The 12,939-nt window shown below is 62.7% G+C and carries 13 protein-coding genes and 1 pseudogene; all 14 read left to right on the top strand.

Translation table 11 applies throughout. From position 1 onward, the window contains the following. Window positions 1-3 precede the first annotated feature (3 nt). A pseudogene (locus ACP2YP_RS32930) lies at window positions 4-291 on the top strand (HypC/HybG/HupF family hydrogenase formation chaperone); the annotation flags it as partial. Window positions 292-523: 232 nt separating this feature from the next. Beyond that, window positions 524-925: a hydrogenase accessory protein gene (locus ACP2YP_RS32925; RefSeq protein ID WP_426420357.1), complete on the top strand. Its 402-nt coding sequence runs from the start codon at window positions 524-526 to the stop codon at window positions 923-925. 40 nt (window positions 926-965) lie between these two features. Beyond that, entirely contained in the window at window positions 966-1,829 is an 864-nt protein-coding gene (locus tag ACP2YP_RS32920; RefSeq protein WP_426420356.1) for a hydrogenase expression/formation C-terminal domain-containing protein, read from the top strand. Then, the gene (locus ACP2YP_RS32915) at window positions 1,826-2,035 is read left to right on the top strand and encodes a rubredoxin (RefSeq protein ID WP_027544465.1); all 210 of its coding nucleotides are present in this window, start codon (window positions 1,826-1,828) and stop codon (window positions 2,033-2,035) included. The genes ACP2YP_RS32920 and ACP2YP_RS32915 overlap by 4 nt, the downstream gene beginning before the upstream one ends. Further along, complete coding sequence (gene hybE / locus ACP2YP_RS32910; RefSeq protein WP_426420355.1) at window positions 2,032-2,547, top strand: [NiFe]-hydrogenase assembly chaperone HybE; 516 nt, start codon at window positions 2,032-2,034, stop codon at window positions 2,545-2,547. The genes ACP2YP_RS32915 and hybE overlap by 4 nt, the downstream gene beginning before the upstream one ends. Further along, window positions 2,544-3,638 (top strand): hypothetical protein, encoded by a 1,095-nt coding sequence (locus ACP2YP_RS32905; RefSeq protein ID WP_426420354.1) that lies wholly within the window; start codon window positions 2,544-2,546, stop codon window positions 3,636-3,638. Before hybE ends, ACP2YP_RS32905 begins: the two co-directional genes overlap by 4 nt. Next, window positions 3,631-3,972: a hydrogenase maturation nickel metallochaperone HypA gene (gene hypA / locus ACP2YP_RS32900; RefSeq protein WP_426420353.1), complete on the top strand. Its 342-nt coding sequence runs from the start codon at window positions 3,631-3,633 to the stop codon at window positions 3,970-3,972. Before ACP2YP_RS32905 ends, hypA begins: the two co-directional genes overlap by 8 nt. Beyond that, window positions 3,972-4,901, top strand: coding sequence for a hydrogenase nickel incorporation protein HypB (gene hypB, locus ACP2YP_RS32895; protein ID WP_426420352.1), 930 nt, complete (start codon window positions 3,972-3,974; stop codon window positions 4,899-4,901). The genes hypA and hypB overlap by 1 nt, the downstream gene beginning before the upstream one ends. Next, entirely contained in the window at window positions 4,901-7,165 is a 2,265-nt protein-coding gene (gene hypF, locus ACP2YP_RS32890) for a carbamoyltransferase HypF (RefSeq protein WP_426426335.1), read from the top strand. Before hypB ends, hypF begins: the two co-directional genes overlap by 1 nt. Further along, on the top strand, window positions 7,165-7,401 hold the full coding sequence (locus ACP2YP_RS32885) for a HypC/HybG/HupF family hydrogenase formation chaperone (RefSeq protein WP_426420351.1): 237 nt from the start codon (window positions 7,165-7,167) through the stop codon (window positions 7,399-7,401). Before hypF ends, ACP2YP_RS32885 begins: the two co-directional genes overlap by 1 nt. Continuing rightward, window positions 7,398-8,537 (top strand): hydrogenase formation protein HypD, encoded by a 1,140-nt coding sequence (hypD, locus tag ACP2YP_RS32880; protein WP_426420350.1) that lies wholly within the window; start codon window positions 7,398-7,400, stop codon window positions 8,535-8,537. The genes ACP2YP_RS32885 and hypD overlap by 4 nt, the downstream gene beginning before the upstream one ends. Continuing rightward, on the top strand, window positions 8,534-9,574 hold the full coding sequence (gene hypE, locus ACP2YP_RS32875) for a hydrogenase expression/formation protein HypE (RefSeq protein ID WP_426420349.1): 1,041 nt from the start codon (window positions 8,534-8,536) through the stop codon (window positions 9,572-9,574). Before hypD ends, hypE begins: the two co-directional genes overlap by 4 nt. 784 nt (window positions 9,575-10,358) lie before the next feature. Continuing rightward, on the top strand, window positions 10,359-10,664 hold the full coding sequence (locus ACP2YP_RS32870; RefSeq protein ID WP_426420348.1) for a hypothetical protein: 306 nt from the start codon (window positions 10,359-10,361) through the stop codon (window positions 10,662-10,664). An 813-nt stretch (window positions 10,665-11,477) separates the two neighbouring features. Continuing rightward, complete coding sequence (locus ACP2YP_RS32865) at window positions 11,478-12,761, top strand: NAD(P)/FAD-dependent oxidoreductase (RefSeq protein WP_426420347.1); 1,284 nt, start codon at window positions 11,478-11,480, stop codon at window positions 12,759-12,761. Window positions 12,762-12,939: the final 178 nt, after the last annotated feature.

Genomic DNA, 12,939 nt, shown 5'->3' with positions numbered 1-12,939 from the left:
GGGATGTGCCTTGGCCTGCCGATGACGATTGTTGAGACTGACGGGGTTTCGGCGCTATGCGAATTTCGCGGCGAGCGGCGGCGTGTCTCGATGCTTTTGCTCTCCAACCTGCCGGTCGGCAGCAAGGTGCTCGTCCATATCGACACCGCGATGCGTCTGCTCGATGAGGCAGAGGCGCGACTGATCGCTGATGCGATCGAGGGGCTGACCGCGGTGCTCGGTGGCGAGGATTGCGACCGCTTCTTCGCCGACCTCATCGAGCGAGAACCGCAACTGCCCGAGCATCTCCGGCTCGACCCGGCGGCCGACCTTCCAAATCCGATCCTCGATGTCACCCGCATCGCGGGCGGCTCGGGTTGGTCCGCCGCGGATGAAAGACAAGTTTCATTCGAAACCATCCCGCTTCGCGGACGCGAAAATGAAGGATCTATATCAATGAGATCGGCCAGGAAAGGCGATAACTGATCGTGACAAGTGCCTTGCTAACCTCTCACGTCAGAGAAACAGGCTTGCCAGGGGGCTGATGGAATTGCAGCAGGGAAAGCATAATCTGACGCGGCACGGCCTGCCCGAGATCGATGCCGCGAGCGTCGATCGGTTTCTTGGCGCGGCCAATGAGGCCGGCGCGGTGGCCGTACTGTTGTCGGCGGGCGATCCCGCGCGTTTTATGGAGGCGATCGACGTCGCGGTCGTGTTGCCGGAACTGATTGACGTTTTTCAGGGGCGGCTGCGGGGTGCCGTGATCGCGCGTTGCGCCGAGAGCGAGCTCGGCCAGCGCTTTGGCGTGCGGGTGCAGCCGACGCTGATCTTTATCGCCAAGGGCGAAACGCTTGGATTGATCGCCAAGATCCAGGACTGGTCGGTCTATGTCGACCGCATCGCCAAGCTGATCGACCGTCCGCGCGGCGCGAGCGTGTTGTCGTGACAGTCATCATTCCCGAGCGTCGCTCACAGGGTGTCGAACTATGAAAGCGGGTTTCTGGACCGCGCCTGGAGGCGCCGAGCAGCCGATCAACGTGTTTCCGATCGGCGAGGAAAGCCTGAATGCATCGAGCGGCCGCCTGATGGCCGCGGGCGCCTTGGCCAAGCTCGCCACGCTGGATAGCGCGGAGCTGGCCAAGCGCTGTCCGAACGCAATCGATCTGCTGTCGAAAGTGGTAGCGGCCATCGCAAGCCAAAAGACCGAGGTGCCGACACGATTGTTCCGGCTCGCCAATCTCAACGATCTCGAGCGCAAGCTGATTGCGGACGTGCTCGGCCAAGGTGAGGTTGCCGGTTTCGTCGCGTTGCCGGACGGATCGCTGGTGCAGATCCAGGAATCGGCGCTGGCCGGAATCTGGCACGTGCGGCTCGAGATCGACGCCAATCATGAGTACCTCGAAGTCGGCGCAATCCCGGAAATCGTTAAGCGCGCCGCTGCTGATCTTACAACTGCGGATTTCGAGATCAGGCAGGCGCCGGAGGGCGCGATGAACGCGCTGCCGGTGCTCGCGGAAATCCGCGAGCGCGCGCTGGCCTGGCGGCCGAGCATTCGCTCGCAAATCATCAATTTCACGCTGCTGCCGATGAGCCCCGTCGACATGAGCTTCCTCCAGGACACCATCAGGAATGGGCCGATCCAGCTCATTTCGCGCGGCTACGGCACTTGCCGGGTGCTCTCGACGGCTATCCGCAACGTCTGGTCGGTGCAGTTCTTCAACGCCATGGATGCCATCATGCTTGACACGCTGGAGGTTGGCGGTGTGCCGACCGTGGCAATCGCGGCTGACGAGGACTTCGAAGACTCCGCTGAGCGCCTCCAGGAAATCATCGAGGCCTATTTCAAATGAGCGTATTCGAGAATTTTGGCGTTCGCCAGGATGTCACCGAAGGCACGCGACTGGAATGCGGCATCTGCTGGACGGTGTACGATCCCGCCGATGGCGACGATGTCGCGCAGATCGCATCCGGCACGCCCTTCGCGGTCCTTCCTGACGATTGGCGCTGCCCGAACTGTGACGCGCCGAAGTCCAAATTCATGGCCATCGCGTCATGAAGCCTCATGCGCAAGCGCCTGCCACTGACGCCGACGCGGCAGCTTGGGGGCAGCGGCTGGCTCACGTCTACCGGGACATCGGCGAGCGCGCGATGCGCGACCTTCCGATCTACAACGACGCCCTCGACGTCGAGGCAGTCGGCTTCCGCGTATTCAACGGCACGATCATCGGTATCATGGTCACGCCCTGGTTCATGAACGTGGTGGTGCCGGCCGGCGAATTGGCGCCGGCGGCCTCAGCTTCGACATTGCGCTTTCGCTTTCCGGCCGGCGATATTGAGTTCATCCTCAGCGACGTCAACCATGTGGGCCGCATCGCGAGCTGTTCGCTGTTCTCGCCCATGTTCGGGTTTGCCGACGTGGCCTCCGCGCGGGCAACGGCGGAAGCTGCCATCAACGAACTCATGTTGCCGGCCGACGGCAAGGAGGCGACCCGACGCCGCGAAACCGCTACAAGCGCGATCGATCGGCGTAGCTTCATGCGGGCTGTTCTGACGGAGCAGCACGAATGAACCCGGGCTTCCGCAACGAGATCGACATCACGGTGTGGCTCGCCAAGGATACGATCGCCGACGTCGCAATCCTGCCCCGGAGCCGGCTGCCGTTGACGCGTCTGTTTGCGGGCAAGCCCGTCTCGTCGCTGCTCTCCGTGCTGCCGCGGCTGTTCTCGCTGTGCTCGGTTGCACATCAGGTGGCGTTTCTGGGAGCGGTGGAAGCCGCGCGCGGCGAGGATTGTCCTCCGGAGACCATGCGTCGCCGCGTCACCGCTGTCGTCGCCGAGCGCCTGGCGGAACTGTTCCGTGGTCTGTTCGTCGGCCAGCTCACCCTGGACGGCGCGAGCGCCACCGCGGTCCGCGCCATGATGCAGGCGACCGGCGTCCTTGGTGGCGTCCTGGGCGAAGGCGGGCAGGTGTTGGCGCGTTGCGAGGCGGTACCGCACATCAAGGCGGTGCTCGCTGCACTCGGAATCGCGGGCGAAGGAGAGGCGCTGACGCCAGGCAGCGCGCTGGCAGCGCATTTTTCGAGCTTCGATGGGCATGCGCTGCTGCAGCCGGTCGTCGAACACTCGTTTCTTTCCGTCGCCGATGATCTCGATGTCATCATGCGGCTGCTTGCGGATGGCGCGAGCTTCTCCGATGCCCCCGATCTCCACGGTCGAATTCCCGAGACCGGTGTGTGGGCACGCCGGCTCCGGCGCCAGCCGGTCCTGCCGCCGAGTGCCGGACCTGCCGAGCGGCTGAAGGCGCGGATTGCCGAAGTGGCGCGCCTCTGCTCCTGGCTCGAGACGGGCGACGAGGCGCTCGCGGACGGCGTTGTCGATAGCTACCGGCTTGGCGCCGGCAGAGGTGCGGCGGCCGTCGAATGCGCCCGCGGCCGGCTCTATCAAGTCGTCGAGTGCGATAACGAAAACCGCATCGTCCGCTTCGAATCGCTGGCTCCGACCGAATGGAACTTCCATGCGCGTGGACCACTGGTCCGCAGCCTGCAGGGTTCGGCGCTTGCCGCCGGTCGACAGGGGCAGAATGCCGTCCGTGCGCTCGTCGGCTCCTTCGATCCCTGCGTCGGATTTAACCTCAGATTCCGTGAGGTTGGCCATGCATGAGATGGCGCTTTGCCAAGGCATCGTTGAGATCGTCGAGGAGGAGGCCCGCGGGCGCGCGTTCTCCAAGGTGAAGGCAGTGTGCCTCGAGATCGGTGCGTTGAGCCATGTTGCGCCGGAGGCGATGAAATTCTGCTTCGAAGCGGTCGCCGTACGCACCATTGCACAAGGTGCGACCCTGGATATCGTCGAGACGCCTGGGACGGCCTGGTGCATGGCCTGCTCGACAAGTGTCGAAATCAAGCGGCGGGACGCGCCATGCCCTGCCTGCGGCAGCTATCAATTGCAGGTGACCGGTGGAGAAGAGATGCGGGTCAGGGCATTGGAGGTCGACTGATGTGTACAGTATGCGGCTGCGGTGACGCCAAAGCTTCCATTGAGCGTGGGCACGATCACCCCCATGGGCATGATCATGCGCATCCTCATGATCACCATCACGATCATGGTCACGATGAACACCATCATCACGATCATGATCATCATCACCTTCATCATCATCACCACGACCGAACGCGCGGCGATCCGGGCCTGCTCGACTGCGGCGCCGACCCGGCCGGCCAGACGATCGCCGGCATGAGCAGCGACCGCATCATCCAGGTCCAGCGTGACATCCTCGGCAAGAACGACCGCCTTGCGGCCGACAACCGCGCGCGGTTCCGCGCGGATGACGTGCTCGCCTTCAACCTGGTCTCGAGCCCCGGCGCTGGAAAGACCACGCTGTTGGCCCGCGCCGTGTCCGAACTGAAAGACAATTGCCCGATCGGCGCGATCGAGGGCGATCAGCAGACCTCGAACGACGCCGAGCGGATCCGTGCGACAGGCGTACCGGCGGTCCAGGTCAACACCGGCAAGGGCTGCCACCTCGATGCGGCCATGATCGGCGAGGCCTATGACCGGTTGCCCTGGCTCAACGGCGGCATCCTTTTCATCGAGAATGTCGGCAATCTCGTCTGTCCTGCAGCGTTTGATCTCGGCGAGGCCTGCAAGATCGTGGTGTTCTCGACTACCGAAGGCGAGGACAAGCCGCTCAAATATCCCAACATGTTCGCAGCGTCGTCGTTGATGCTGATCAACAAGATCGATCTCGCGCCTGTGCTCGACTTCGATCTCGCCAGGACGATCGAATATGCGCGGCGGGTCAACCCAAAGATCGAGGTGCTGACGGTATCGGCGCGGACCGGAGAGGGATTTGCGGCATTCTATGCCTGGATCCGGAAGCGCGCCGAGAAGGCGAGGGCGGCATCCCTGAGTGCCGTATCGGCATGATGATGATGAGCGGCGGAGCCGCAGCGCGTGACGGTCGAAGGCTGCGCCTGCACGTGCGCGGCGCCGTGCAGGGCGTTGGCTTTCGCCCCTATGTCTATGGCCTTGCCATGCGCTATCGCCTCGGCGGCTTCGTGGCCAATGACCCGCACGGCGTCGTGATCGAGGTCGAAGGTGCGCGCGTTGCCGATTTCGTCGCTGCGCTGCCGCTGGAGAAACCGCCGCTGGCACGGATCGACGGGATCTCCGTGCAGCAAATCGGCGCCGTTGAAAGCAACGAGTTCTGTATTCGCGCCAGCGAGCAAGGCAGGGTGTCGACGCGGATCGTCGCCGACGCCGCCACCTGTGCCCGGTGCCTGAGCGAGCTGTTAGACCCGAGCAGCCGCTTCCATCTTTACCCCTTCGTCAACTGCACCCATTGCGGTCCGCGCTATACCATTGCCGAGCGGCTGCCTTATGACCGCCGCACCACCGCGATGAAGCATTTCGCGATGTGCGCAGCTTGCGCCGCAGAATATGCCGATCCCGCGAGCCGTCGCTTTCATGCCGAGGCGATCGCCTGTCCATTGTGTGGTCCGCGCTTGAGCCACGGCATCGAGGAGATCGCTGCTGAGATCGCAGGCGGGAAAATCGTCGCGCTCAAGGGACTCGGTGGATATCAGCTCTTGTGCAATGCCCGAGACGACGAGGCAGTGCGGCGTCTGCGACAGAGGAAGCAGCGGGAGCAGAAGCCGTTTGCGGTCATGATCGCCGCAGTCGACGCTGTCGCGAAGATCGCTAGCGCGGATGCAACAGAGCTGGCATTGCTGGAGTCAACGGCGCGCCCGATCGTATTACTGACATCGCGTCGGCAACTCGCGCCGGCAATCGCGCCGGACCTGTCGCGGATCGGCGTCATGCTGCCGGTCGCGCCGCAGCATCATCTGGTGTTCCATGTGCTGAACTCGGCACACCCGCGTGCGGACGGCTCTCCTTGGGTGATCGTGGCGACGAGCGCCAATCCGGGCGGCGAGCCGCCGGTCATCGAGAATGACGAGGCGGAGCGGCGGCTCGCCGGCATTGCCGACCTGATCGTCACCCATGATCGCGATATCGTCACGCGTGCCGACGATTCCGTGGTGTCGGTCGTTGCTGGACGCGCGCAATTCATCCGGAGGGCCCGCGGCTATGTTCCCGAGCCGATTCGGTTGGCGCGTGCCGTGCCGCCGGTGCTCGCAGTGGGCGGCGCGCTGAAGGCATCTGTCACAATTACGCGCGGTGATGAAGCCTTCGTCTCCCAGCACATTGGCGATCTCGATACCGTGGAGGGCATTCGCTTCTTCGAGAAGACGATCGAGCACCTGATCTCGACGCTGGATGTCGAGCCGGCCGTCGTGGCGCATGATCTTCACCCCAACATGGCCTCCACCCGCTTTGCCGAGGCGAGCGGCCACAGGCCGATTGCGGTCCAGCACCATCATGCACATGCGGCGTCCGTGATGGCGGAGCACGGTATCGACGGACCCGTGCTGGCACTGGTGCTTGACGGCTTTGGTCATGGTTGCGACGGCGGGAGTTGGGGCGGCGAGCTCTTGCGATGTGAGGGCGCGCGCTTCCGGCGGATCGGACATCTGGTGCCGCTCAGGATGCCAGGCGGCGATCGCGCCGCGCGCGAGCCTTGGCGGATGGCTGCCGGCGTGCTTCAGGCGCTCGGGCGCGGCGCGGAGATTCCGCCTCGCTTTGCGGCGCAGCCGTTGGCGGCGGGTGTTTTAGCCCTACTCGACCAGCCCGACGTGCCAACGACGACCAGCGCCGGCCGGATGTTCGATGCAGCCGCCGGATTGCTGGGACTCTCCACGCGGCAGAGCTATGAAGGCGAAGCCGCGATGAAGCTGGAGGCGCGTGTTCGCCGTACACGCGTCGCTGAGAATGCCTGGACAATCGAACAAGGTGTGTTGTCGCTGTATCCGCTGTTTGAACGTCTTGTGGCTGATGCCCCCGATCCGACCGTAGGCACTGAGCTATTTCATGGCACGTTTGCCGCGGCCTGCGTCGACTGGATCGCCTGTGCGGCACGAGAGACCGGCCTCACCACCGTCGTTTTGAGCGGCGGCTGCTTCCTCAACGCGATCCTGAGCGAGGAGGTGCAGCGCGGCTGCGTCGCTGTCGGCCTCAATCCGCAGCTCGCGCGCCAGGTGCCGCCGAATGACGGCGGCTTGAGCCTCGGCCAAGCCTGGGTTGCCGCTCTTCAAATGCTCGAACAACAAAGGCTGGAAGGAAATGCCTGATGTGTCTCGCCATACCTGCAGAGGTTACGAAGCTCCTTCCCGACGAGATGGCCGTCGTCTCGATCGACGGCGTCACCAAGGAGATTTCGGTGGCGCTGATCGAAGATCTTGCCGTCGGCGACTACGTGATCATCCATGTCGGCTATGCCCTGACCAAGATCGATCCGGATGAAGTGAGGCGGACGCTGGAGCTCTTGCGTGAGCTCAGCACCGAAGGGCACGGAGCAATGCAGTGAAATACGCCGACGAATTTCGCGACAAGGCAATCGCGCTGGGGTTGGCCAGGGCGATCCGGTCTGAGGCCAATCCGCAGAGGTCCTACCGCTTCATGGAGTTCTGCGGCGGACATACGCATGCGATTTCGCGCTATGGCCTGGAGGACATACTGCCCAAGAACGTGCGGATGATCCACGGCCCCGGCTGTCCCGTCTGCGTGCTGCCGGCGGGACGTATCGACATGGCGATTCGGCTGGCCGATCGGCCGGAGGTGATCCTTTGCGTCTATGGCGATCTGATGCGGGTGCCGGGCTCGCAAGGTGCCTCGCTGTTGAAGGCAAAGGCACGTGGGGCCGACGTCCGCATGGTCTATTCCACGGTCGATGCGATCCGGATCGCGGAAGAGAATCCGGAGCAAGAAGTCGTGTTCTTCGCGATCGGCTTCGAGACCACGACGCCGCCGACCGCGATCATGATCCGGCGCGCCGAGAAGAAGCAGCTCGAAAACTTCAGCGTGTTCTGCAACCACGTGCTGACGCCGCCGGCAATGCAGAACGTTTTGGAGAGTCCCGACATCCGCAGCATCGGCCGCGTCGAGATCGACGGCTTCGTGGGGCCCGCGCATGTCAGCATCATCATTGGCACCGAGCCCTACGAGGTCTTTGCCGAGGAATTCGACAAGTCGGTGGTGATCTCGGGCTTCGAGCCGCTCGACATGATGCAGGCGATTCTGATGCTGGTGCGTCAGGTCAACGAGCACCGGAACGAAGTGGAGAATCAATATAGCCGTGCCGTAACGCGCGATGGGAATTCGCGCGCCAAGGAGGAGGTCTCGAATATTTTCGAGCTGCGCGACCAGTTCGAATGGCGAGGCCTCGGGCTCGTGCCCTATAGCGGATTGAAGCTGAAGCAAACCTACGCCAGATTTGATGCGGAGATACGTTTCGCCATGAACGAGCTGCGCGTCCCCGACAATCCGGCCTGCGAATGCGGCGCGATCCTGCGCGGTGTCAAGAAACCGGTCGACTGCAAGCTGTTCGGAACGGTGTGCACGCCGGAGACCCCGATGGGATCCTGCATGGTCTCCTCGGAAGGCGCATGTGCCGCGCATTGGACCTATGGTCGCTTCCGCGATCAGCAGAAGCGGGCGTCATGAGAGCCCATCAGCGCAAGCTCGACATCAAACACGGCTGCGTCGACCTGTCCCACGGTTCCGGCGGCCGTGCGATGTCGCAGTTGATCTCGGGCCTGTTCCACGAGGCCTTCGGCAACGAATGGCTGGCGCGCGGCAACGATCAGTCCGCCTTCGACGTCGGCGCCGGGCGCATGGTGATGACGACTGATGGCTATGTGGTTTCGCCGCTGTTCTTTCCCGGAGGCAATATCGGCTCGCTTGCGGTGCACGGCACCGTCAACGACATCGCCATGGCCGGTGCCCGACCGCTTTATCTGTCTGCGAGCTTCATTATCGAGGAAGGCTTTCGGTTTTCAGACCTCAAGATGATCGCGGACTCCATGGGCCAGGCGGCGCAATCCGCTGGCGTCCATATCATCACCGGCGACACCAAGGTGGTCGAGCGCGGCAAGGCCGACGGCCTGTTCATTTCGACCGCGGGCGTTGGCCTGGTGCCTGAGGGATTCGATCTCTCCGCTGAGAATGCGAGGGTCGGAGACCGGGTGCTGATCTCCGGCACACTCGGCGATCACGGCGTCGCCATCATGTCAAAGCGCCAGAATCTCACCTTTGAAACGGAGATCGTCTCGGATTCGGCCTCCCTTCATGATCTGGTCGCCAGGATGGTGGCCGCGGGCGGTCGCGGCATCCGTCTGATGCGAGATCCCACGCGCGGCGGGCTCGCGGCGACACTGAACGAAATCGCCCAGCAGTCCGAACTAGGCTTCGGCCTCCAGCAAGAGGCGATCCCGGTCAAGCCAGAGGTGGCGGCTGCCTGCGAGTTGCTCGGGCTCGATCCGCTCTACGTCGCCAATGAGGGGAAGCTGGTTGCGATCGTGTCGCCTGATGTCGCCGGAGCCGTGCTGGCCGCCATGAGAGCGCATCCGCTCGGTCGCGATGCAGCCGATATCGGTGAAGCGGTGCCGGATGACCATCACTTCGTACAGATGGCGACGAGCTTTGGCGGTGCCCGGATCGTCGACTGGTTGTCGGGCGAACAACTGCCGCGGATCTGTTGAGGCCCAAGGCGCGCATTCTGCTCCTGTCGCATTCCTTCAACAGCCTGACGCGCCAGCTGCATGTCGAGCTTCACGAGCGCGGCCACGCGGTTTCGGTCGAGCGACAACTCTCTGGCCGCTGCGTGTGGCCACAACCGTGAACGACGCCCCGCCCTTCACGTCGCCCGCGGAGAAGCTTTCGGTATGAATCCGCTCCTTGAGGCAGCCAGCCTTTCTCGCACCGCCGACGGCAAAAGTCTATAAAGCCTCTCGGTCCACATGAACTGCTCGCCAACTGACTGGCCAGAGATAGCACGCGAGTCCGACTGTGGGCGTCGGGCTAGGTCAGACGACATGAATCCTGCGCATCATTGCGTTCACATATATTCTAGTCCGACGCCCGCAGGTGGGACTACGGCGGCAATTCTCGATGAACTGGCTCGCGGGCCTTTTACTGCATTGTTGCTTCGGACAAGCCTGTGGTGAGACTATGCAAGCTGCTGCGTGCTCGTATCCGCCTCTAAAAATCATAAGTCACCAGCGGATCCCAAGCAGCTTCCTGGTGCCGATCATGGTCCTGACATTGAGAATCTTCGGTCCGGCAGTTGAATTGCTTGCGCAGATGCTCGACGCATCGCCGATAGGAAGGTAACTCCGCGAAATCGCCTTGAAATCTCTAAACGATGACCACAAGAATCACGTTCCGTGCTGACGGCGCCGTTCGCAGTATTGACGCGTTGAACGATCCGGTGAAAGCGAATGGCGTCGCAGTGATGGAATCGTTCAATCGCGAACAGGAGAGATGATGAAGTTGGTGAAGACCTCTGTAGTCGCATGTGTCCTTTCGGCTCTGCTTGCGGGCCAGTTGCTCGCGCAAGACCTTTCGACCGGCGCCAAGAGTCGGGGCGGCATGCAAGGCAAGAGCATACAGAGCGGCATGAGCGATGATGAGGATTCGACCGCTCAGCTCGGCGCTGCGGACCGAAAGGAGGGGATGAAGCCGGTCAAGAGCACAAAGGGTGCAGGCGGCACCACCGGAATCGCTCCGAACAAGGGGGCAGCTGACGATCCCTCAGACGGCGGGACCCCGGCGGCCGGCAAGCGCCACTAACGCGGGCGACTCTTATCGGCAAACCTCCGGTCGCGCGCAGGCGGCCGGAGGTTTTTCCGTGCGTCGTTCGATCTCGGCGCGAATCGTCCAGCAGCAAGCGATCAAGTTGATTGCTGCGTCAAGGCTATCAGCGCCCCCTTGCGGCTCGTCCACCAAAATGAGTTGCTGTTCGACATAGGGCGGAAGCATTTGCCGTTGGTCTTGCCGCGGAAGGCTCCGTGAGCTGGTCGAGTTTGCGCGCCAACACGGCGGCACTTCAATCCGCGTCATGATCTGGCTTGATTATCAAGTGATATTTCTGGTTTCTCCCGGCGCGAGCGCGGATGATATGTGTTGTCAGCCAAGCGTTGGGTGCGCCCCCACTGCTGATGCTATCGCTTATCGAGGCCGCGCAGTGCCGAATGGTGCTGTTCGGGGCGACACCTCAAGCTCTGCAGCGGAGTGCGTCCAACCGCCACCCGCATGGATGAGATCGTCACAGCACGTTCCGGCAGGATATCGCCAGCTCGGCTGCCCGGCTCGGGAGCTGACAACTAGGATCAGGCCCTCTTTGCCGATTTGCCGTCGAGCCGGATGCAGTGAAGAAGTAATCGCGGCGTTTCGCGCAACGGTGGCTTTTGCCTTCCTCTTGCCAATCCGCTTTGCGAGCTTCATGCCCAGGCTGTTAATCAGCATTCAAAGTTGACCTCCCGCGGATTATTCGCAAGCTTGCGCCGTACTTCCGGATTTCCTCCGCCATGGCCTCGGAGCTCGAGGAGCCTTGTCGGCGCATTTCCGACGTGACGGACAATTGCAGCCGAGGGAGTTTACCTGATGCAAGGCGATCCGACATCGCACGGACTCTGGGAACTAACGGCTCCGCATGCACCTCAGACCGGTCGTCTGGCCGGGGAGATTGACGTCGATATCCTCGTCATCGGTGGCGGATATACCGGGCTTTCGTCCGCTCTCCACCTTGCAGAAGGCGGAGCGCGCGTCGCGGTCCTCGAGGCGTCTGAAATCGGCTTCGGCGGCTCCGGACGCAATGTCGGTCTCGTGAATGCCGGTATGTGGGTCATGCCGGACACTCTCGTAGCGACGCTGGGACAAACCCTTGGGGAGCGCCTGATCGATCTGCTCGGCCATGGGCCGCGACGGGTGTTCGATCTGATCGCGCAACATGACATTGAATGCGAGCAAGAGCCCACGGGCACGTTGCACTGTGCAGTCGGACGCAGGGGATTGGAAGAAATCGAGGCTCGTGCTGAACAATGGCAGCGACGTGGCGCGTCGGTCGAGATTCTCGATGCCAAGGAGACGCGCCGGAGGATCGGTGGCGGCGACTACGCCGGTGCACTGCTGGATAAACGCGCTGGCACAATTCAGCCGCTGGCCTATGTTCGTGGTTTGGCTCGTGCCGCGCTTGCTGCGGGCGCGAAAATATTCACCCAGAGTGCCGCTCTCACCGCCAGCGACGGCGGCTCGCGCTGGAAGGTCAATACGGCAGCCGGATCTGTGCGTGCAGATTGGGTGATTGTTGCCACCGATGCCTACGCGCGAGGACCCTGGTCGCAGGTCCGGCAGGAGCAGATTGAACTGCCTTACTTCAACTTTGCGACCCAACCTCTCTCGGATAATTTGAGAGCATCGATTCTGCCCGAACGCCAGGGAGCCTGGGATACGAAACAGGTGCTCAGTTCATTTCGCTTCGATCGTGCAGGTCGGCTGGTTTATGGCAGCATCGGTGCTCTTGGGCGGAGCAGTGCAGCAGTGCACAGGGCGTGGGCACTCCGCTCGCTGGGCAAGCTGTTTCCTCGGCTCGCCGACATCGAGTTCGAGACCGGTTGGTTCGGGACGATCGGTATGACCTCGGACAACCTACCCCGCTTTCACAAGTTGGACCGCAACGTAATCGGGTTCAATGGATACAACGGCCGCGGAATTGCGCCAGGCACGGTGTTCGGCGGCGTGCTCGCGTCCTACGTGCTGGGGCACCTTGCGGACCAAGACCTTCCGCTTCCGATCACAGCGGTGGAGGAGCCGCGCTTCCGCGACACGCGGGAGGCGCTCTATCGCATCGGGGCGCAACTCGTTCATTTGACCGAAGCCCGGCTCTGATCCGTCAGCTCTCGTTAGTCCGCGAGTTCCACGCAAGGCACATTGCTGGCTTCTCGCCGACATATGGCAATTCCGCCGGCCTCGGAGACGGCTATTGCCAATCTCGCTCGATCGCTGACGTCAGATGCCGACAACATGGTCGAACTCCCGACAGCGTTCTCAACGTGCCCACGAGTTT

It is taken from the genome of Bradyrhizobium genosp. A (genome assembly GCF_049949275.1).
Lineage (GTDB): Bacteria > Pseudomonadota > Alphaproteobacteria > Rhizobiales > Xanthobacteraceae > Bradyrhizobium.
The sequence above is the reverse complement of the archived record's forward strand: the minus strand, read 5'-3'. Positions and strand labels throughout refer to the sequence as shown.

Bases quoted from the DNA above. Each gene is read 5' to 3' on its own strand.
- ACP2YP_RS32905 (WP_426420354.1), top strand. From the start codon at position 2,544: ATGAACCCGGGCTTCCGCAACGAGATCGACATCACGGTGTGGCTCGCC.
- ACP2YP_RS32920 (WP_426420356.1), top strand. From the start codon at position 966: ATGAAAGCGGGTTTCTGGACCGCGCCTGGAGGCGCCGAGCAGCCGATC.
- ACP2YP_RS32870 (WP_426420348.1), top strand. From the start codon at position 10,359: ATGAAGTTGGTGAAGACCTCTGTAGTCGCATGTGTCCTTTCGGCTCTG.
- hypF (WP_426426335.1), top strand. From the start codon at position 4,901: ATGATGATGAGCGGCGGAGCCGCAGCGCGTGACGGTCGAAGGCTGCGC.
- ACP2YP_RS32865 (WP_426420347.1), top strand. From the start codon at position 11,478: ATGCAAGGCGATCCGACATCGCACGGACTCTGGGAACTAACGGCTCCG.
- hybE (WP_426420355.1), top strand. From the start codon at position 2,032: ATGAAGCCTCATGCGCAAGCGCCTGCCACTGACGCCGACGCGGCAGCT.
- ACP2YP_RS32885 (WP_426420351.1), top strand. From the start codon at position 7,165: ATGTGTCTCGCCATACCTGCAGAGGTTACGAAGCTCCTTCCCGACGAG.
- hypB (WP_426420352.1), top strand. From the start codon at position 3,972: ATGTGTACAGTATGCGGCTGCGGTGACGCCAAAGCTTCCATTGAGCGT.
- hypA (WP_426420353.1), top strand. From the start codon at position 3,631: ATGCATGAGATGGCGCTTTGCCAAGGCATCGTTGAGATCGTCGAGGAG.
- ACP2YP_RS32915 (WP_027544465.1), top strand. From the start codon at position 1,826: ATGAGCGTATTCGAGAATTTTGGCGTTCGCCAGGATGTCACCGAAGGC.
- hypE (WP_426420349.1), top strand. From the start codon at position 8,534: ATGAGAGCCCATCAGCGCAAGCTCGACATCAAACACGGCTGCGTCGAC.
- ACP2YP_RS32925 (WP_426420357.1), top strand. From the start codon at position 524: ATGGAATTGCAGCAGGGAAAGCATAATCTGACGCGGCACGGCCTGCCC.